Here is a 20,077-nt window from a genome sequence, read left to right as displayed (position 1 = left end):
GCCCCACCGTCAGGCGGGACCAAGGGGCGGCGCGCAGGTCGTCGTGCTTCGCTAACGGCCTGCGCGCCGGCGAAGTACTACGAGGATCTGCATGCGAAGCATGGCCTCACCATAGCCGCCCCTCGCGGGTTCGTGTCAACTTGATGGGACGCGTGTCTCAAACGGTGAGACTGGTCCTCATCAGCGAGTCCACTCCCCGGGCGGCCATCGGCCTGGCCACGAGGAAGCCCTGGCCACGGGTGCAGCCCATCTCACGCAGCAGTTCGAGCTGCTCCGGCCGCTCGATGCCCTCGGCCACCACGATGAGGCCGAGGTCGTGGCCGAGCCGGACGATGGTCCGGGTGAGCAGGGTGAGCGTGTCGTCGCGGCCCAGGCCGGACACGAAGGACGGGTCAATCTTGATCATGTCCACCGGGAGCTGCCGGAGGAACGCCAGCGACGCGTACCCGGTGCCGAAGTCGTCGATCGCCAGACGCACGCCGAGGGCGCGCAGCTCCGACAGGCGCCGGATGGTCTCCTCGGCGTCCTCGACGAGCATCTCCTCGATGACTTCGAGGGTGAGCGCCGAGGCGGGCAGCCCGCTCTCGGTCAGCGCCTCCTCGACGGTCTCCACGAAGCGCGGCGCGGTGATCTGCCGGGCCGACAGGTTGACCGACAGGCCGATGTCCCAGGAGGAGGCCCGCCAGGCGGCCACCTCGCGGCACGCCTCGCGCAGGATCCACTCGCTCAGCGGCACGATCAGCCCGGTGTCCTCGGCGGGACCGAGGAACTGCTCGGGCGGCACGAACACCGAGCCGCGCCACCAGCGCACCAGCGCCTCGACGGCGGTCACGCGGGAGGTGGCAAGGTCGACGACCGGCTGGTACTCGATCGCGAACTGCTGCTCGATCAGCGCCCGCTGGAGGTCGGCGGCCAGCTCCAGCCGGCGCACCACGTCGGCGTGCATCTGCGCGGCGAACACCTCGACCCGGCGCCCGCCCATCTCCTTGGCCCGCGCCATCGCCACGTCGGCGTTGCGGATCAGGTCGCCGGAGGGCATCTCGTCCTCGGCGAAGGCGACGCCCACGCTGGCGGTCAGCGCCACGTCGCGGTCGGCCACCCGGAACGGCTCCTGGGACACCTCCCGCAGCAGCCGCTCGGCCAGGTCGACGGCGAGCTGCGCCTCTCCCCCGGTCTCCACGAGCACCGCGAACTCGTCGCCGCCCCACCGGGCGAGCGTGTCGTCGGGCCGTACGGCGCCGCGCAGCCGCCGGGCGGCCTGACCGAGCAGGTAGTCGCCGCTGGCGTGGCCCACGGAGTCGTTGACCGAGGTGAACCCGTCGAGGTCGAGGAAGATGACCGCGACCTGGCCGGCGCGCCCGGAGAGCACCTCCCGGGTGCGCTCCTCGAAGTAGGCCCGGTTGGGCAGGCCGGTGACGCCGTCGTGAAAGGTCAGGTGGGCGACCTGGTTGCGCAGGGCCTCCTCGTCGCTCACGTCGCGGGTGGTGACGAGCAGCAGGTCCTCACCGCCCAGGTGGCGGGTGGCGACCGACTCGGTGGGCCGCCAGGTGCCGTCGGCTGCGCGTACCCGGCAGGCGATGAGACAGGCGCCGGGGCTCGCGCCGTCGTCGTCGAGGCCCATCGCGCGCAGCGCCGCCTGGATGCCGGGGACGTCCTCGGGGTGGATGTACTCGAAGATCGTGCCGCCCACCAGCTCGTCCGGACGGTACCCGTAGGTGACCTCGACACCGGCACCGACCTCGCGCACGATGCCCTCGTAGTCGCAGATCAGCACCACGTCGCCGGTGCTCTCGGCCAGCTCGCGCAGCTGGCGGTCGCCGAGAACGGCCAGGCGGCGCAACCGGCCGTTGGCGCCCGACAGCACGAACACGCGGAAGAGCAGCAGCAGGACGGCGGAGCCGGCGAGCACCACGACGCCGGTCACGGGCGCGAGCTGGCGCACGCCCGCCAGGTGGGCGAGCAGCGTGCAGGTGGCCACGCCGACGAGCACGAGCGGCACGAGTGCGATCACGTTGCCGAGGGACGCGCCGGCGGGCGGCGGGTCCTGCTCGCGCGCGGCCCAGGGCACGGCGGCCAGCAGCAGGAACGCCACGGGCGCCAGCATGACGCTCCACAGGGGCGGCACGGCGTCGGTCAGCCGGGCGACGGCCTCGGCGATCCCGGCGACCGTGGTCGTGGCCAGCACCCCCACCCCGGCCGCCGCCAGCGGCGCCGACCGGCCCCTGAACGCCGACGGCACCGCGGCGCAGGTCACGAGCAGCGCGAGCATCGGCGGGAGCATGGTGAAGGTGAACGTCGCGGGATCGGCCTGCTCGTACACCCTGCGCAGGGCGACCACCCAGCCGATCAGGAACAGCGAGACGGCGCACAGGTAGGAGTCCGTGACGAGCCGTAAAACGACGGTCCCCGGCAGGGAGCGGCCGCTCGCGATGAGCGCGCCGCCGGCCAGCAGGACGGTGCCGAGCAGGACCAGCAGGTCCGCGAAGCTCACCATGAGGCCGGTGTTCTCGGCGACCGGACGCAGGGCCACGCCGCCGGCCCAGACGACGGCGCCGCCGCCCATCCAGCGGGTGCCCGTCGCCGCGGGACGATGGTCGTTCAGCCGCGCCGAGGTGGTGAGCAGGGAGACGGCGGCGAGCAGCGCAGCGAGGACACCGGCGACCGCGCCGGTCACCGAGGCCGGACCGCCCGCAAGGAGCGCAGCCGCGAACCCAGCGGCACCGGTCGCCGCGGCGGCGGTCAGCGGTGCACGTGGATCACGCCAGCGGATCACAGTCGTCGCCCATCCCGTCTCGAACTCGCTCAGTGACCGCCGAAGGCCGCCGGCCACATCGCCAGTGTGTGCGCTCGCGCGGGCCCGGGTGGTGACAACGCCGATGTCGTCACCGATCTGATAACCGCGCGGACCAATCTGCTCCGAGAACTTACTTGACAGTGAGTCAGGAATCTTAGGTAGAAGCAACCGTACGCACCGAAGGTCACGGTGCAGCCACTTTCCGGATTCCTCTCAGTACGCGTCGGTGATGACGTTGTTGAGGGGCTCACCTGCGAGATGACGCAGGAGCTGGGAGCGGAGCAGGCGCAGCAGCCGCCGCCCGGAGGCGGGGGTGCTGCCCGCGACGTGCGGGGTGATCAGCACGCCGGGGGCGCTCCACAGGGGATGGCCGGCGGGCAACGGCTCCGGCGCGGTCACGTCGAGCGCGGCGCGCAGCCGCCCGGTCTTCAGCTCGGCCACCAGCGCGTCGGTGTCGACGACCCCGCCGCGGGCCGCGTTGACCAGCACGGCGCCGTCCTTCATCCGGGCCAGGAACGCCGGGTCGACCATGCCCGCCGTGTCGGGGGTGGCGGGCACGAGCAGGACGACCACGTCCGCCTCGGGAAGCAGCACGGGCAGCTCGTCCATGCCGTGGACCCTGCCCCGGGCGCCGTCGCGGGCGGTGCGGGCCACGCGGACGACGTCCACCTCGAAGCCGTCAAGGCGCCGTTCCAGGGCGGCGCCGATGGAGCCGTAGCCGACGATCAGCACGGTCGCGTCGGCCAGCACGCCGGTGTGGTGGTAGGTCCACTCGCCGCGCCGCTGCGCGTCCACGAACCCGGGGAACTCCCGCAGCACCGCGATCATCGCGCCGACCGCCCACTCGGCCGTGCCCGCGTCGTGGACGCCGCGCGCGTTGCACAGCACCGCGTCCTCCGGCACGTGCGGCCGGTACGGCTCCACGCCGGCGGTCACCGTCTGCAGCAGGCGCAGGGACGTCATCCGCGACAGGATCCCCGGCACGTCGGCCACCGTGACGAGGGGCGGGATCCAGACCTCGACCTCCTCGACGCCCTCCGGCAGCGGTCCCGAGCCGTCGAACACGGCGCACTCCACGCCGGGCAGGTCGGACAGGACATCGGCCACCGCGTCGGAAGGAACCCAGATCCTCATGCCGAGAACCTTACGACCCGGGGGGAAGTATGAACCACATGAGGAAGCTCAGGAGGATCATTCTGGTGGCGGGCCTGGCGGCGGCCGTGGGAGCGTGCTCGGGCGCGGGCGGGGCGGCGGGGCGGACGGCGGGCGGGCCGGCCGAGTCCGGCGTGGCGGAGCCGTCGGGTGCCGCCTCCCTGCCGGACGGAGCGGCCGTGCCGGGCGAGCCGCGCACGGTCGCCCGTGACCTGGCGGTGCCGTGGGGGATGGCGTTCCTGCCGGGCGGCGACGCCCTGGTCACCGAGCGGGACTCGGCGCGGCTGGTGCGGGTCACGCCGCAGGGCCGCGTCACCGAGGTGGCCACCGTGGCGGGCGTGGAGCCCGACGGCGAGGGCGGGCTGATGGGTGTGGCGGTGAAGGGCGAGCAGGTGTTCCTGTACTACACCGCGGCCGAGGACAACCGGATCGTCCGCTACCGCTTCGCCGGCGGCCGGCTGAGCGAGCCGAAGGTGATCGTCCGGGGCATCCCGAAGGGCGCCATCCACAACGGCGGCCGGCTCGCGTTCGGCCCCGACGGCTTCCTGTACGCCACCACGGGCGAGACCGGCGACCGCGACCTCGCCCAGCGGCGCGACTCCCTCGGCGGCAAGATCCTGCGCATGACCACGGACGGCGCGCCCGCGCCGGGCAACCCGTTCGGCACGCTCGTGTACAGCCTCGGCCACCGCAACGTGCAGGGGCTCGCCTGGGACCCCTCGGGCCGTCTGTACGCCTCGGAGTTCGGACAGAACACCTGGGACGAGCTCAACCTCATCAAGCCGGGCGCCAACTACGGCTGGCCGGAGGTGGAGGGCCGCGGCGACGAACCGCGCTTCACGAATCCGGTCCTGGTCTGGCCCACCTCTGACGCCTCGCCGTCGGGCCTCGCCTACGCCGGCGGGTCGCTGTGGATGGGCGCGCTGCGCGGGCAGCGGCTCTGGCAGGTGCCGCTGGGCGCCGACGGCTCGGTGGCGCGGCCGGTGGCCCGCTTCACGGACAGGTACGGCCGGCTGCGCGGGGTGGCGGCGGCCCCGGGTGGAGGGCTGTGGGTGTCGACCAGCAACAAGGACGGGCGCGGCTCGCCCCGGCGGGGCGACGACCGCATCCTGTCGGTGCCGCTCCGTGTCCCCTAGGACGGGGGCGTCCCGTCACTCGGCGGCGCAGATCACCTGGGCCTGGGGGCGGTACTTGGTGGTCTGCTTGCGGTCGCGCCTGACCTCTTTGCCGTCCTTGAGGAACACCCGCGTGACGTCGACCGTGAAGCCCTGCACGCCGGCGGTCGGCACGCACGCCGGGTCGCTGTTGGTCTGGGTGCGGAACGGGGTGAAGTCCCGCTTCTCCGACTCGATCGCCTGGATCTTGTCGTAGCGTCTGGTGCTCCACAGGGTGACCGTGACGGACGTGCCCGTGGTGGCGGTCTTGATGAGCACCCCGTGGTCGGAGTCGTTGCGCCACTTCAGGTCCCGGTCCGGGTAGAGCAGCGCCGCGTCGCGGCCGGCGGGGTACCGCGTGGCGTAGTAGTCCATCGGCGTGCGCTCGACGTCCTCGAACCCGGCGAAGTACGCCGCGTTGTAGAGGGTCGTGGCGAACTGCGAGACGCCGCCGCCGACGATGTTGACAAGCCTGCCGCCGACGATCTGGCCGGCCTCCACGTAGCCGCCCTCGCGGGTGCGCTCGCCCGTGGCGTCGTTCAGCGAGAACGTCTGGCCCGGCCGGACCACGCGGCCGTCGAGCTGGGCGGCCATCCGCTGAATGTTGGTGGCCCGGGGCTGGCAGCACTCGAACGTGGTGGTGAACTCGCCGACGTTCTCCTTGATGCCGAGGCCGCTCACCTGGCCCGTCGCGACCTCGGGCTTGACGGTGGCGAGCTTCACCGGGACGACGCGGCTGCCCTGGCCGGCGACGACCCGGGCCACGTCGGCGGCGAGGCGGTCGGGGTCCACTCCCCTGCCGGTGCGGGCCGGGACGAGGACGGGCTTGCCGTTCACGATGTCGTAGGTGGCGTCGCGGGGCGCCTGCGCCTCGTCGATGAGGCCGCTCTCCACGCCGGCGAGGGCCTTCTCGGCGTCGAAGCGGGGGGTCAGCTCGCCGTCCTCGGAGTCCTCGCCGACGGCGAAGGTGAGGTTGGCGGCGATCACCGCGGGCGGGAGCTGGACCTGCTTGCCGTTCAGGGTGAGGGTGATGGGGGCCGCGACGGCCTGCTCGGCCAGGGTCTTGGCCTTGGCGACGGTCTCGGGCGTGCTCTCGGGCTTGGCGGGCCGCAGGGTGAGGGGGGCCAGTTCGCGGCCGGAGCGGAAGGCGGCGTCGATGGCGCGGACCGCGTCGTCCCGGTCGAGGAGCACGCCGTCGCGCGGCTCCGTCACGACCGGCCGCAGCCCGTCGTAGGTGATCCGGCCCTCGCGCGGCACCTTGTCGTGACTCTCGGCGAGTCCCTCGACGGTCCGGGTGAGCTGGGCGACGTCGATGGTGACCTTCGGCTCCAGGTCGACGGTCCCGGTCAGGCCCCGCCACACGTCGACGGGGCTGGGGAAGCCGCTGCGCGCCTGGCCGATCGTGCCGACCACGTCCAGCTCCAGCCCGGCCTCGTCGGCCTGGATGATCTCCTTCTGGCCGCCGATGTCCGCGGTGACGGGCTTGTTGAGCTTGACGGCCAGCCGGTCGCGAAGCCTGTCGGCCGCCTGGGTGACGGTCAGGCCGCCGATGTCCACGCCGCCGACGCGGGTGCCGCGTAAGACCGAGCCCGACATCAGCACGGCGGGCACCAGGTAAGCGAGCACGGCCAGCGCCACGACGACCAGCAGGAGGGCGGGCAGCAGGCGGCCGCGGCGGGGCGGCTCGGGGTCGAGGAGGGCGGGTGTCCGCTCGGGCCGTTCCGGCGGCTCGGGCATGCCGAAGACGGGGCCGCGCGGCGGGTCCACCCGGGTACGGCTCACCGGCCACGGCTGCACGGGGGCCGCCATCGGGGGCAGCGTGCTCTTGCCGTTGGGGGTGCCGTTGCCGTTGGGGGCGCCGTCCGGCGAGCCGTTCGCGGGGCCGCCCTGTCCGGCGGCCGGCGCGGTGCGGGGCTCCGGCGGCACGGGCGGTCCGGTGGGGCCGAAGATGTCCCGGGACACTCCCGGGGGTAGGCCCTCGATCCGCGGTTTCCTGCTCGTGGTGCCTGAACTGGGCAGGGGCACCGAGGAGAAGGGATCGGTCGGCGAGTCGATCGGCCCGGCGTTACGCACGCCTCAATCTCCTCCCGCTCCGCAGCCACATCTTCAGGCAACACTAAGGCACGAGCATGGGGATATGTCGCGGAATACGGCTACGGAAGGGTGTCATCCTTTCCACTGGTAGCGATGTTCGGGGCGACCGGCGCTGCCGTACCGGGGTCTCAGCTCGGCCCGGCCCTCCGCGCACAGGTACTCCAGGTAACGGCGGGCGCTGACCCGCGACAGGCCCGCCAGCTCGGCGGCCTCGGCCGCCGACAGGTCGCCGCCCGCCTCCCGCAGCGTCTCGGCGACCAGGGCGCAGGTGGCCGGCGACAGGCCCTTGGGCAGGGACGCGGCCGAGGTCGGCGTGCCGAAGAGCCGGTCCACGTCGTCCTGCCGCGCCTCGGGGCCGATGGAGGTGAGCCGCCTGCGGGTCTCGGCGTACTGCCGGAGCCGCTCGGCCAGGGCGTCCGCGGTGAACGGCTTGATCAGGTAGTTGACCGCGCCGCGGCGCATGGACTCCTTGACGGTCGGCACGTCACGGGCGGCGCTGATCACCAGCGCGTCGGTGTCGCGCAGGTCCTTGAGGACGTCGAGGCCGGACATGTCGGGCAGGTAGATGTCGAGCAGGACGAGGTCGGGCCGGTGCCGGGCGGCCTCGGCCAGCGCGTCCGCGCCGGTGTGCGCGGTCGCGACCACCCGGAAGCCGGGGATCCGCGCCACGTAGCCGCTGTGGATGCGCGCCACCATGAAGTCGTCGTCCACGACCAGCACGCGCAGCTCCGCCCGCTCCGCCCCGTCGTCGCCGGTCCCGGCCGTGCCGGCGTCCCGCCGGTCCTCACCGCTCCGGGTCATCGCGCCACCGCCTCCATCTGGGGCGGCAGCAGGGCCGTGAAGACCGCGCCCCGCTCGTTGCGCACCCTGACCCAGCCGCCCCTGCGCAGGCATGCCTGCCGGGTCAGCGCCAGACCCAGGCCGCGCGGCCCCGACTGGGCGGCCTTGGTGGTGAACCCCTCCCGGAACACCTCCTCCACCAGGTCCGGCGCGATGCCGGGGCCGGAGTCGCCCACTCGCACCCGCAGGCCGTCCGCGCCGGCCCGTACCGACACCTCGATCGTGCCGGGCGCGCCGTCGAGCGCGTCGATCGCGTTGCCCACCAGGTTGCCGACCACCAGGACGGCGTCCCGCGGGTCGCCGAGCGACCCCTCGGGCACCGCCGAGTCGTCGGACAGCACCAGCCGCGCGCCGCGCTCGCCCGCCTCGGCCGACTTGGCCAGCAGCAGCGCCGCGAGTGTCGGCTCCTGGACCCGCTCGCGCAGGTCGGCGGTGTAGGCGGCGCCGGTGCCGTGGGTGATGAAGCCGATCGCGGCGTCGTGCTCCCCCAGCTCCAGCAGCCCGACGACCGTGTGCATGCGGTTGGCGAACTCGTGCGCCTGGGCCCGCAGCGCCTCGGTCGCGCTGCTGGTGTCGTCCAGCTCGCGGGCCAGGCGTACCAGCTCGGTGCGGTCGCGCAGGGTCACCACCCAGCCGCGGTGCTGACCGCGTACGGACACGGGGGTGCGGTTGAGCACGAGCACACGGTCGCCGTGCAGCACGATCCGGTCCTCGCCGGGGTCGGCGCCGCCGAGCACGTCGCGCATGCGGTCGGAGACCGGCATGCGCGTCAGGTCCTCCCCCACGTCGCCGAGCAGCTCGCGGGCGGCGTCGTTGACCAGCGTCACCCTGCCGGTGAGGTCGAGGGCGAGCACGCCCTCCTTCACGCCGTGCAGGACGCCCTCGCGCTGCTCCAGCAGCGCGGCGATCTCGCTGGGCTCCAGCCCGAACGTCTGCCTCCGCACCCGCGCGGTGATCAGCCCCGCCAAGGCGAGCCCCGCCACCAGGACGGCCAGCGCGGTCCACAGCAGCGGCGGCAGCGCGCCGGCGAGCTGGCCGGTGACCGTGGTCTCCAGCACCCCCACCGACACCAGGCCGATGACCTCGCCGTACTCGTCGAAGACCGGCGCCTTGCCGCGCACCGTGGTGCCGATGGTGCCCGTCTCGGTGCCGACCCAGCTGCGGCCCGTGGTGAGCACGGCGGTGCCGTCGGTGGACAGCTTGCGGCCGATGAGCGCGGTGTTGGGATGGGCGTAGCGGGTCTGCTCGCGGTTGGCGATCACCACGTAGTCGGCGCCGGTGGAGTGCTGGACGCTGGCCGCGAGCGGCTGGAGCACCGTCTCGGGGTTCTTGAGGTCGAAGGCGTCGCGCACCTGCGGGAGCGCGGCCACGGACTGGGCGATGGCCAGCGCCCGCTGCTGGTGCAGCGCGTCGAGCTGGTCGCGCGTGTGCTCGGCCCACACGCCGGCGGTGCCCCCGACGGCGAGCAGCACGATCACCATCTGGAGCACGAAGAGCTGCGTCCCCAGGGACGCGTCGCGTACTCGTCTCACCTGACTCATGGAAACACCCGCAGGTCACAGGCCGATACCGACCAAAAAGACCTAAAAGACTACTATCGGATAAAGCTCGACTCTGCCAGGGGCGGACCTCACCATCCAGGTTTCATACCGTGAAATCCCCCCTTTGGAGTTCTCATGCGTCTTCGCATACTCGCCGCCCTCGCGGCGATCTCCGTCGCCGCGCTGACCGGCTGCGGCGAGAACGCCGGTGGCGGCGGCACTTCCGGCGGCACCGGCGCCCTTCGGATCATGGCGCCCGCCTCGCCCGGAGGCGGCTGGGACCAGACGTCCCGCGTCGCCGAGCAGGCGATCAAGTCCGCCGACCCCAAGCGCAGGGTCGAGGTCTACAACGTGCCCGGCGCCGGCGGCACCATCGGGCTGTCCCAGCTCGCCGGCGAGAAGGGCAACGGCAACCTGCTGATGACCATGGGCCTGGTCATGCTCGGCGCGATCGAGCAGAACAAGTCCAAGGTCACGCTGGCCGAGACGACGCCCATCGCGAAGCTGACCGAGGAGTACGAGATCGTCGTGGTCCCGGCCGACTCCCCGCTCAAGCAGCTCTCCGACCTGACCGCGGCCTGGAAGGCGGACCCGGCCAAGGTGTCCGTCGCCGGCGGCTCGGCGGGCGGGACCGACCACATCGTGGCCGGCCTCATGGCCAAGGCCGCGGGCGTGGACCCCAAGCAGGTCAACTACATCGCCCACTCCGGCGGCGGTGAGGCGCTCAACGCGCTGCTCGGCGGCAAGGTCACGATCGGCATCTCCGGCGTCGGCGAGTTCGCCGAGCACGTGAAGTCCGGCAAGCTGCGCGCCCTGGGCGTCACCTCCGCGCAGCCGATCTCCGGCCTGGACGCGCCCACCCTCAAGGAGGGCGGCCTGGACGTCGAGCTGGCCAACTGGCGCGGCTTCGTGGCCCCCGGCGGGATCAGCGACGCCGACAAGCAGGCCCTGACCGACCTGGTGACCAAGATGCACGACTCGCAGGCGTGGAAGGACGCGGTCGCCAAGAACGGCTGGATCGACTCGTTCCAGACCGGGCAGCAGTTCGCCGACTACCTCAACGCCGAGCAGGCCCGGGTCAAGGGCATCATCGCCGAGATGGGGCTCGTGTCCTGATGTCCTCCCCAGACACACCCGTGCGCGCCCCCTCCGGTGAGCCCACGTCCGGGGAGGCGCCGCGCCGGTGGTGGCGGCCCGAGCTGGTGCTGGCCCTCGTGGTGCTGGGGCTGGGCGTGTTGGTCATCGTCGGCACGCTCAACGTGTCGGCGGCGGGCTCCCAGCTCGGCATCGGGCCCCGGTTCTTCCCCACCCTGGTCGGCGGCGCGATGATCGTCGTGGGCGTGTTCTACGTGATCGACGTGCTGCGCGGCGGCCACGGCGACCCCGAGGACAGCGAGGACGTCGACGCCGGGGCGCCCGCCGACTGGCGCAGCGTCGCGCTGGTGAGCGGGATCTTCCTGGCGTTCGTCACCGTGCTCAACGTCGTCGGGTGGGTCATCGGCTCGGCCCTGCTGTTCTTCGGGCTGTCCCTGGCGCTCGGCGCCGAGCACAGGGTGCGCGCGGCGGTCGTCGGGGTGGTCATCGGACTCGTCACGTACCTGTTGTTCGTCAAAGGGCTCGGCGTGACGCTCCCAGCCGGCTGGCTGAGGGGGGTGCTGTAGGTGGACTCGCTCCAGCTCCTGCTCGACGGGTTCGGCGCCGCGCTGACCCCGGTCAACCTCATGTACGCGCTGATCGGCGTCACGCTCGGCACGCTCGTCGGCGTGCTGCCCGGCATCGGCCCGGCCATGACCGTGGCGCTGCTGCTGCCGATCACGTTCACGGTGCCGCCCGCGAGCGCGTTCATCATGTTCGCCGGCATCTACTACGGCGGCATGTACGGCGGCTCGACCACGTCGATCCTGCTCAACACGCCCGGCGAGTCGTCGTCGATGATCACCGCGCTGGAGGGCAACAAGATGGCCCGGCGCGGGCGGGCCGCCCAGGCCCTGGCCACGGCCGCCATCGGCTCGTTCGTGGCCGGGACGATCGCGACCGCGCTGCTCGTCGTCGCCGCCCCGGCGGTGGTGGCCTTCGCGATCTCGTTCGGGCCGGAGGACTACTTCGCGCTGGCGATCCTCGCGTTCACCGCCGTGTCGGCCGTGCTGTCGCGCTCGCTCGTGCGCGGCCTCGCCTCGCTCGGGCTCGGCCTGGTGATCGGGCTCGTCGGCATCGACCAGCAGACCGGGCAGGCGCGGCTCACGCTCGGCATCCCGCAACTTCTCGACGGCATCGACGTGGTGATCGTCGCGGTCGGGCTGTTCGCGCTCGGCGAGGCGCTGTACGTGGCCTCCCGGCTGCGTCACTCCACGCCCGAGGTGGTGCCCGTGGGCCGGGCCTGGATGGGCCGCGCCGACTGGGCCCGCTCCTGGGCGCCGTGGCTGCGCGGCACCGCGCTGGGCTTCCCGTTCGGCGCGCTGCCGGGCGGCGGCGCGGAGATCCCCACCTTCCTGTCGTACGCCGCCGAGAAGCGCCTGGCCCGCGGCGTCGCCCGCGAGGAGTACGGCAAGGGCGCCATCGAGGGTGTGGCCGGGCCGGAGGCGGCCAACAACGCCTCCGCGGCGGGCACACTCGTGCCGCTGCTGACGCTCGGCCTGCCGACCTCGGCGACGGCCGCGATCCTGCTGGCCGCCTTCCAGCAGTACGGCCTGCAGCCCGGCCCGCAGCTGTTCGACCACAACCCCGCGCTGGTGTGGGGCATGATCGCGTCGCTGTTCGTCGGCAACACGATGCTGCTGGTGCTGAACCTGCCGCTCGCCCCGCTGTGGGCGCGGGTGCTGCGCATTCCCCGGCCCTACCTGTACGCCGGGATCGTGGTGTTCGCCGCCCTCGGCGTCTACGCCCTGAACGGGACCGTGGTGGACCTGGTCGTGCTGTTCATTCTGGGGCTGCTCGGGTTCGCGATGCGCCGCTTCGGGCTGCCCGTCGCGCCGGCCGTCATCGGCATGATCCTCGGCCCGATGGCGGAGATCCAGCTCCGCCGGGCCCTGGCCATCGGCGCGGGCGACGTCACCGTGCTGGTCAAGAGCCCGGTCGCCGTGGTGCTGCTGGTGCTCGCCCTGGCGGCGCTGCTCACGCCGGTGGTGCGCAAGCTGGCCATGCGGAAGGACCTGGCGCCGGCCGTCATCCACGAAGAGGATTGACCGCCGTTCTGAGGGGCACTGGGGTCAGTGCTTCTTCAGGGGAGGCGTCAAGGGGATGTGCGAAAGGTCCCGCCGTTCAGGTGCCGGCGGGGCCTTTCGCACGTCCTGAGCCCACTCGCTGCGGTGCGCTCTTGCCGCGGCGCGGGCTTACTCGGAGACGCCCAGCTTCTCCAGGATCAGCACCCGTGCCCGAGCCGCGTCGGCCTTGCCGCGGCTGGCCTTCATCACGCCGCCGACCAGCGCGCCCACCGCCGCGACCTTGCCGGAGCGGACCTTCTCGACCGCGTCGGCGTTGCCGGCCAGCACCTCGTCGATGATCGCCGACAGCTCGCCCTCGTCGTTGACGATCTTGAGGCCGCGCTTGTCGACCACCTCGTCCGGCGTGCCCTCGCCGTTCAGCACGCCTTCGAGCACCTCGCGGGCGAGCTTGTCGTTGAGCGCGCCGGAGGCCACCAGCTCGGTGACGCGGGCGATCTGGGCCGGCGTGATCGGCAGGCCGGCGAGCGTGACGCCGGTCTCGTTGGCGCGGCGGGCCAGCTCGCCCATCCACCACTTGCGCGCGTCGGCCGCCGGAGCGCCCGCCGCCACCGTCGCCTCGACCAGGTCGATCGCGTCGGCGTTGTGCATGGCCTGCATGTCCAGGTCGGACAGCCCCCACTCGGCCTGCAGCCGCCGGCGCTTGACCGACGGCAGCTCCGGCAGGGCCGCCTTCAGCTCGGCCACCCACGCCGGGTCGGGCGCGATCGGCACCAGGTCGGGCTCGGGGAAGTAGCGGTAGTCCTGCGCCTCCTCCTTGGACCGGCCGGACGTGGTCGTGCCGGTGTCCTCGTGGAAGTGGCGGGTCTCCTGCACGATCCGGCCGCCGCCGGCCAGGACCGCGGCCTGCCGCTCGATCTCGCTGCGCACCGCCCGCTCGACGCTGCGCAGGGAGTTGACGTTCTTGGTCTCGGTGCGGGTGCCCCACTCCGACGAGCCGCGCGGCATGAGCGAGACGTTGACGTCGCAGCGCAGCGACCCCTCCTCCATGCGCACGTCGGAGACGCCGAGGGAGCGCATGATCTCGCGCAGCTCGGTGACGTACGCCTTGGCCACCTCCGGCGCCAGCCGGTCGGTGCCCGGGATGGGCTTGGTGACGATCTCGACCAGCGGGATGCCGGCGCGGTTGTAGTCGACGATCGAGTAGTCGGCGCCGTGGATGCGACCGGTCGCGCCGCCCATGTGGGTGGACTTGCCGGTGTCCTCCTCCAGGTGGACCCGCTCGATCTCGATGCGCACCGCCTTGCCGTCGACCTCGATGTCGACGTAGCCGTCGAAGCAGAGCGGCTCGTCGTACTGGGAGATCTGGTAGTTCTTCGGCATGTCCGGATAGAAGTAGTTCTTCCGGGCGAAGCGGCACCACTCGGCGATCGAGCAGTTCAGCGCCAGGCCGATGCGGATCGTCGACTCGATCGCCTGGGCGTTGGCCACCGGCAGCGAGCCCGGCAGCGCCAGGCAGGTCGGGCACACGTGCGTGTTGGGCGGCGCGCCGAACGTGGTCGAGCAGCCGCAGAACATCTTCGACGCGGTGCCCATCTCGACGTGCGTCTCCAGGCCGAGCACCGGCTCGAACCGGTCGAGCGCCTCGTCGTAGGGCATCTTCGTGGTCGTACCGGTGTCCGTCACAGTGCCGGAGCCTCCTTCAGCAGCGGGCCGCCCCAGCGGCTCTCCAGGGCCTTCTCGACCGCGGCGCCGACCCGGTAGCAGCGGTCGTCGCCCAGCACCGGGGCCATGATCTGCAGGCCGACCGGCAGTCCGTCCTCGTCGGCCAGGCCGCACGGCACCGAGATCGCCGCGTTGCCGGCCAGGTTGGTCGGGATCGTGCACAGGTCGGCGAGGTACATCGCCATCGGGTCGTCGGCGCGCTCGCCGATCGCGAACGCCGTCGTCGGCGTCGTCGGCGAGACCAGCACGTCCACCTGGTGGTAGGCGGCCTCGAACTCGCGCGAGATGACCGTGCGCACCTTCTGCGCCTGGCCGTAGTAGGCGTCGTAGTAGCCGCTCGACAGGGCGTAGGTGCCGAGCATGATGCGCCGCTTGACCTCGGGGCCGAAGCCGGCGGCCCGGGTCAGCGCCATGACCTCCTCGGCGCTGCGGGTGCCGTCGTCGCCGACGCGCAGGCCGTACCGCATGGCGTCGAAGCGCGCCAGGTTGGACGAGCACTCCGACGGCGCGATCAGGTAGTACGCGGGCAGCGCGGTCGCGAACGACGGGCAGGACACCTCGACGACCTTGGCGCCGAGCGACTCCAGCAGCGCCACGGCCTCGTGGAAGCGGGCCAGCACGCCCGGCTGGTAGCCGTCGCCGCCGAACTCCTTGACCACGCCGACCCGCAGGCCGGCCACGTCGCCCTGCCGGGCCGCCTCCACCACGGAGGGCACCGGCGCGTCGATCGAGGTCGAGTCCATCGGGTCGTGCCCGGAGAACGCCTCGTGCAGCAGCGCCGCGTCCAGCACGTTGCGGGCGAACGGGCCCGGCGTGTCGAGCGAGCTGGCGAACGCGATCAGGCCATAGCGGGACGAACCACCGTAGGTCGGCTTCATGCCGACGATGCCGGTGACCGCGGCGGGCTGCCGGATCGAGCCGCCCGTGTCGGTGCCGGTCGACAGCGGCGCCTCGTACGCGGCGACGGCCGCGCTCGAACCACCCGACGAGCCACCCGGGATCTTGGCCAGGTCCCACGGGTTGCGGGTCGGGCCGTAGGCGGAGTTCTCGGTGGAGGAGCCCATCGCGAACTCGTCCAGGTTGGTCTTGCCCAGGATGACCAGCCCGGCCTCGCGCAGGCGGCGCGTGACGGTCGCGTCGTACGGCGGGCGCCAGCCTTCGAGGATCTTGGACGCGGCCGTGGTCGGCATGTCCTGGGTGGCGAAGATGTCCTTGTGCGCGATGGGCACGCCGGCCAGCGGGCCGAGCCGCTCACCGGCGCGCAGCCGCTCGTCGACGGCGCGCGCCTGGCCGAGCGTCACCTCCCGGTCGACGTGGAGGAACGCGTTGACCTTCGGCTCGACCTCGGCGATGCGGTCGAGGTGCGCCTCGGCCACCTCGACGGCCGACACCTCACCGGCCGAGATCATCGCGCCGAGCTCCGCGGCGGTCTTACGAATCAGGCTCATGCCTCCTCCCCGAGGATGCGCGGCACCCGGAAGCGGTCGTCCTCGACGGCGGGGGCGCCGGAGAGCGCCTGCTCGGGCGTCAGGGACTGTCGCACCTCGTCGGCACGGAAGACATTGGTCAGCGGGAGCGCGTGCGACGACGGCGGCACGTCCTCGGCGGCGACCTCGGCTACCTTCGCGACCGACTCGATGATGGCATCGAGCTGCGTGGCGTAGTGGTCGAGCTCGTCGTCGGTGAGCGCCAGCCTGGACAACCGGGCCAGGTGTGCGACCTCGTCGCGGGTTATGGCGGACATGAGTCGTTGAACCCGTTTCGTGGATGGAGTTTGGACACTCACATCCTAGGGGCCTTGACGGATCGCCTCCGAACCCTTAACCACCTGGAAACACGCGCCCCGCCACACTCACCCGTACAACTCGTCGAGCCCGATGGCCCGGACATCCGGCTCCGCCCGCAACGCGGCGTCGAACCCCGTACCGCTGTAACAGGCGATCACGGTGTCGCGCACGTCGTAGCCCTTGGCACCCAGCACGTCCCTGGCACGCCGGAGCCTCCCGCTGTGCCCGGACCCCATCGTCCTGCCCCACTTCGCCTCGCCGAGGGACAGGATCCGGCGGGGTTCGCCGGGCATGGCCGGGGCGAAGACCACGACGTCCACCTCGATCTGCTCGCGCCGCCCCGCGTCGGTGACCACTCCGGCGCCCACGTCACCCGGCAGCTCACCGAACACGTCCTCCGCCCGCGCGAACGCGCGGCACAGCTCCTCGAAATGCGGGCCCAGCACCTGGTCCCTGAAGCGCGTACGCGAGTCCTTCCATACGGCCTCAGCCCGGCCGCTCTCCAGGAGCCCCCACCGTGGCCGCATCACCACCTGGTAGAAGGTGATCAACGGTTCGCTCACGCGGTAGACGGAGCGGGAGGAGCGGAAGACATCGGGGTCCCGGCGCAGCAGAGAGCTGTCCTCCAGCACGTTGAGGTGATGGCCGACGTCGGCCGCCTTGCGCCCGATGTAGGCGGCGATGCCGCCACGGGTGCCGTTGCCGGTGGCGACCGCGGCCAGCACCGAGTGGTACAGCGCCGAGTCCCGCACGTCCGCCGCCTCCTCCAGGAGGTAGCGCGCCTCGCGGAACAGCGGGATGCCGGGGTCGAGCACGGTCCGCCGCACCCAGTCGTCGAAGTCGCCGGGTCCTCGAGGCGTGTCATCGCTCACGAAGCGCAGGTATGCCGGCGTGCCACCGACCACGGCATGAGCCTGAACGGCGAGCCGAAAGTCCTCGATCCCCCAGTACCGGGCGGCCAGACGGTAGTCGAAGGGACGGATCACCAGCTCCATGGACGCCCGGCCGCGCAGCGGCGCGTTCCCGGCGAGCAGGCGGCCCATGACGGACATCGCCGACCCGCACAGCAGCAGGGACGCGGGCAGGTCTTCGGCGATGGCCCGGTCGATCTCCCGCTGGATGATCGACGGGAGCGTCGGCGACGCCTTGCTCAAGTAGGGAAACTCATCGATGACCATGACCTCCCGTCGCTCGGCGCTGAGCGCGACGAGCTGCCGCATGGCCTCGTTCCAGTCGCCGAACCGGTACGGCGTGGCCGGCTGGACATGCTCGGTGAGCGCGGTGGAGAACAGGCGGAGCGATTCGGTCTCGGTGGCCTCCGTCGCGCCGAAGTAGAACCCGTTGGTCTCTCTGGCCAGGGCTTCCACCAGGAAGGTCTTGCCCTGTCGGCGGCGTCCGCTGATGACGCCGAGCTGGGGCCGGCGGCCCGCGCCCGCCGCGAAGCGGGCCAGGTGCCGCCACTCGGCGTCTCTCGCGAAGACACGGTCGGGTTTCGGAACCACGCGGCATCCCAAGAATGGAGGAGTGTACTTCGACGAAGTGTACTCCTCGCTCTTAGGCCGTCTGGGTGACCTCCGGGCGGTAGCCGTACTCGACGTCCGAGGTGGAGGGGTCGAAGCGGTCGCGGAGCCAGGCCGTGGCGTCGGCCGGGGGCATCGGCTTGCCGAACAGCCAGCCCTGGCCGAGGTCGCAGCCCATCTCGGCCAGGCGCAGGGCGACCGCGTCCGTCTCGACCCCCTCGGCGACCGAGCGCAGCCCGAGCGAGCGGACCAGGTCGACGATCGAGCGCACGATCCGCGCGTCGTCTTCCGACTCGGCGATGCGCCGCACGAACGACGCGTCGATCTTGACCTCGGAGATGGCCAGCCGCTGGAGCCGGATGAGCGAGGAGTAGCCGGTGCCGAAGTCGTCCAGCGCGAGCGGCACCCCGAGCGCGGCCAGCGCCTTGATCGCCTCGTGCTGGTAGACCTGGTCGCCCATGAGGATGCGCTCGGTCACCTCCAGCTGGATGGCGGCCGGCGGGAGCTGGTACTTGGCCAGCCCCAGCTCCAGCTGCTCCGGCAGCGCCGAGTCGAGCAGGTCGCGGGCCGAGATGTTGACCGAGATCCGCACCCGCAGGCCCGTGTGCCACCAGCGGGCCGCCTGCTCCAGCGCGCTCTCGATGACGTACGCGGTGAGCTGGCGCATCAAGTAGGACTGCTCGGCCAGTGGGATGAACTCCGACGGCGCGATCGGCCCGTGCACCGGGTGGCGCCAGCGCAGCAGCGCCTCCACCCCGTGGACGGCCGCGTCGGCGAGGCCCACCTTGGGCTGGTAGTGCAGCCGCAGCTCGCCGTTGTCGACGGCGCGGCGCAGGTCGCCCAGGAGGTTGAGACGCTCGGGCGAGTTGCGGTCCTTGTTCGGCTGGTAGAGCTCCACGCCCGTACGGCTCTCCTTGGCGAGGTACATGGCCACGTCGGCGCGTTGCAGCAGCAGCTCGAAGTCGGGGGCGTGGTCGGGGTAGAGGGCGATGCCGACCGAGCCGTCGAGATCGAACGTCATGCCCTCCAGGCGCACGGGCTCGGTCAGGGCCGCCCGCAACCGGGCCGCCACCTCGCGGGCCGCGTGGGCGTCGCGGATCGAGGGCAGGAGCACGGCGAACTCGTCGCCGCCCAGCCGGGCCACGACGTCGCCGGGCCGCACGGAGTGGGTGAGCCGGTGGGCGACCATCTGGAGCAGCCGGTCGCCCACCGGGTGCCCCATCGTGTCGTTGACCTCCTTGAACCGGTCGAGGTCGAGCAGGAACAGGCCGACCCGCTCGTCCTGGCGGGCCTCGGCCAGCGCCTCCTCGGTGCTGACGATGAGCATCTTGCGGTTGGGCAGGCCGGTCAGCTCGTCGTGCATGGCCTGGTGGTCGCGGCGCATCGACAGCGTGGCGGTGAAGTAGACGGCGGCCAGCGGCGCCACGAACAGCGGCACCATCTCCGGCGCCTGGCCCATGACGACCACGACCAGCGGCGCGAGACCGAGCAGGCCCGCGTACACGAGGCTCTGCGGCCCGGCCGAGGCCCTGAGCACCCGCGCGATCGAGCGGCGCTCGTGCAGGGCGACGGCGCCGCTGACCAGCGCGGCCCGGATGGCGAAGTAGGCGACGCCGGCGATGCCGAGCGCGGCCAGGTCGCTCCCGTCGGGCACCCACGGCCGCGCCGGGCTCGGCATGATGCCGAACGCGCCCAGCACCACGGCGGCGGCGGTCAGCGCCAGCGTCGACTGCGCGGTGTTGAACATCACCCGGTGCCACGCCCGGCGCGTCACCACCCCGTTGATCACGACGGCCACGCACTGCATGAGCACCGCCACGGGCAGGCCGAAGTGCAGCAGCACGGCGAAGGTGAACATCGTGGAGGGGTAGGTGCCGCCCACCACGGCCGCGGAGGACACCATCACGGGCCGCAGCTCTCCCAGGATGACCAGCACGGCCAGCACCCAGAACAGTGGCGTGCGGGCGAGCTCCACCAGGGGCGCGGGATCCAGCCTCAGCAGGGCCACGGCCAGGGCGGTGAAGCCGATCACGGTGATGCCCGCGAGGTACGCCCATAGTGGCGTGCCGACGCGTGGGCCTGTGTCGCGGGTGTCGGTTGGGTCAGTCATCGGTAAACAGAACCCCCATCAGGTCACTATGGGAGGGTACGACCTTTACCCCACTTCGCGAAACCAACCGCGTACGTTCCGTCACTTCTCCTTTCGGACATATGCCCGGAAAGCACACTGTGTAGCCAGCATATCGACGCTCTGTACCTGCGCGGCGGCTTTCGGCCCTTTTGCTCCCCGCCGATGTGATCTGTTCGCTCCC

At 72.2% G+C, this 20,077-nt stretch carries 14 protein-coding genes; 4 read left to right on the top strand and 10 right to left on the bottom strand.

Annotated features, from left to right (window positions below):
- Positions 1 to 157: 157 nt before the first annotated feature.
- Both AB0H64_RS04630 and AB0H64_RS04625 read right to left on the bottom strand, forming a co-directional pair.
- Positions 158 to 2,830, bottom strand: a complete 2,673-nt coding sequence (locus tag AB0H64_RS04630) for an EAL domain-containing protein (protein WP_357620086.1) — start codon at positions 2,828 to 2,830, stop codon at positions 158 to 160.
- Between the two features lie 177 nt (positions 2,831 to 3,007).
- Entirely contained in the window at positions 3,008 to 3,928 is a 921-nt protein-coding gene (locus tag AB0H64_RS04625; RefSeq protein WP_357620084.1) for a 2-hydroxyacid dehydrogenase, read from the bottom strand.
- Between the two features lie 38 nt (positions 3,929 to 3,966).
- Here AB0H64_RS04625 and AB0H64_RS04620 point away from each other — a divergent pair, with 38 nt between their 5' ends.
- The gene (locus AB0H64_RS04620; RefSeq protein WP_357620082.1) at positions 3,967 to 5,082 is read left to right on the top strand and encodes a PQQ-dependent sugar dehydrogenase; all 1,116 of its coding nucleotides are present in this window, start codon (positions 3,967 to 3,969) and stop codon (positions 5,080 to 5,082) included.
- A 15-nt stretch (positions 5,083 to 5,097) separates the two neighbouring features.
- On the opposite strand, the gene AB0H64_RS04615 is transcribed toward AB0H64_RS04620, so the two are convergent.
- From AB0H64_RS04615 to AB0H64_RS04605, 3 genes are all read right to left on the bottom strand, one after another.
- The gene (locus AB0H64_RS04615; protein WP_357620080.1) at positions 5,098 to 7,173 is read right to left on the bottom strand and encodes a VanW family protein; all 2,076 of its coding nucleotides are present in this window, start codon (positions 7,171 to 7,173) and stop codon (positions 5,098 to 5,100) included.
- A 93-nt stretch (positions 7,174 to 7,266) separates the two neighbouring features.
- Entirely contained in the window at positions 7,267 to 7,995 is a 729-nt protein-coding gene (locus tag AB0H64_RS04610) for a response regulator (RefSeq protein ID WP_357620078.1), read from the bottom strand.
- Positions 7,992 to 9,575, bottom strand: a complete 1,584-nt coding sequence (locus tag AB0H64_RS04605) for a sensor histidine kinase (RefSeq protein ID WP_357620076.1) — start codon at positions 9,573 to 9,575, stop codon at positions 7,992 to 7,994. Before AB0H64_RS04605 ends, AB0H64_RS04610 begins: the two co-directional genes overlap by 4 nt.
- Before the next feature lie 135 nt (positions 9,576 to 9,710).
- Here AB0H64_RS04605 and AB0H64_RS04600 point away from each other — a divergent pair, with 135 nt between their 5' ends.
- From AB0H64_RS04600 to AB0H64_RS04590, 3 genes are read left to right on the top strand one after another with little or no spacing between them, the layout of a single operon-like run.
- Positions 9,711 to 10,691, top strand: a complete 981-nt coding sequence (locus AB0H64_RS04600) for a tripartite tricarboxylate transporter substrate binding protein (protein ID WP_357620074.1) — start codon at positions 9,711 to 9,713, stop codon at positions 10,689 to 10,691.
- Complete coding sequence (locus tag AB0H64_RS04595; protein ID WP_357620072.1) at positions 10,691 to 11,236, top strand: tripartite tricarboxylate transporter TctB family protein; 546 nt, start codon at positions 10,691 to 10,693, stop codon at positions 11,234 to 11,236. The genes AB0H64_RS04600 and AB0H64_RS04595 overlap by 1 nt, the downstream gene beginning before the upstream one ends.
- On the top strand, positions 11,237 to 12,757 hold the full coding sequence (locus tag AB0H64_RS04590) for a tripartite tricarboxylate transporter permease (protein WP_357620070.1): 1,521 nt from the start codon (positions 11,237 to 11,239) through the stop codon (positions 12,755 to 12,757).
- A gap of 147 nt (positions 12,758 to 12,904) precedes the next feature.
- Here the strand turns inward: AB0H64_RS04590 and gatB are convergent, their stop codons facing one another.
- The 5 genes from gatB to AB0H64_RS04565 form a co-directional block, all read right to left on the bottom strand.
- Positions 12,905 to 14,392 carry an Asp-tRNA(Asn)/Glu-tRNA(Gln) amidotransferase subunit GatB gene (gene gatB, locus AB0H64_RS04585; protein WP_357620788.1) on the bottom strand — a complete coding sequence of 496 codons (1,488 nt, stop codon included), beginning with the start codon at positions 14,390 to 14,392 and terminating at the stop codon, positions 12,905 to 12,907.
- Between the two features lie 23 nt (positions 14,393 to 14,415).
- Positions 14,416 to 15,906 carry an Asp-tRNA(Asn)/Glu-tRNA(Gln) amidotransferase subunit GatA gene (gene gatA / locus AB0H64_RS04580; protein WP_357620068.1) on the bottom strand — a complete coding sequence of 497 codons (1,491 nt, stop codon included), beginning with the start codon at positions 15,904 to 15,906 and terminating at the stop codon, positions 14,416 to 14,418.
- A complete protein-coding gene (gene gatC, locus AB0H64_RS04575) occupies positions 15,903 to 16,202 on the bottom strand; it encodes an Asp-tRNA(Asn)/Glu-tRNA(Gln) amidotransferase subunit GatC (protein WP_101787882.1) in 300 nt (99 codons plus the stop codon). The genes gatA and gatC overlap by 4 nt, the downstream gene beginning before the upstream one ends.
- A 108-nt stretch (positions 16,203 to 16,310) precedes the next feature.
- Positions 16,311 to 17,747: an ATP-binding protein gene (locus AB0H64_RS04570; protein ID WP_357620066.1), complete on the bottom strand. Its 1,437-nt coding sequence runs from the start codon at positions 17,745 to 17,747 to the stop codon at positions 16,311 to 16,313.
- A gap of 52 nt (positions 17,748 to 17,799) precedes the next feature.
- On the bottom strand, positions 17,800 to 19,875 hold the full coding sequence (locus AB0H64_RS04565; protein ID WP_357620064.1) for an EAL domain-containing protein: 2,076 nt from the start codon (positions 19,873 to 19,875) through the stop codon (positions 17,800 to 17,802).
- Positions 19,876 to 20,077 lie beyond the last annotated feature (202 nt).

Origin of the sequence: Nonomuraea sp. NPDC050733, from assembly GCF_040654215.1 — a bacterium.
Classification (GTDB): Bacteria; Actinomycetota; Actinomycetes; order Streptosporangiales; family Streptosporangiaceae; genus Nonomuraea.
The sequence above is the reverse complement of the archived record's forward strand: the minus strand, read 5'-3'. Positions and strand labels throughout refer to the sequence as shown.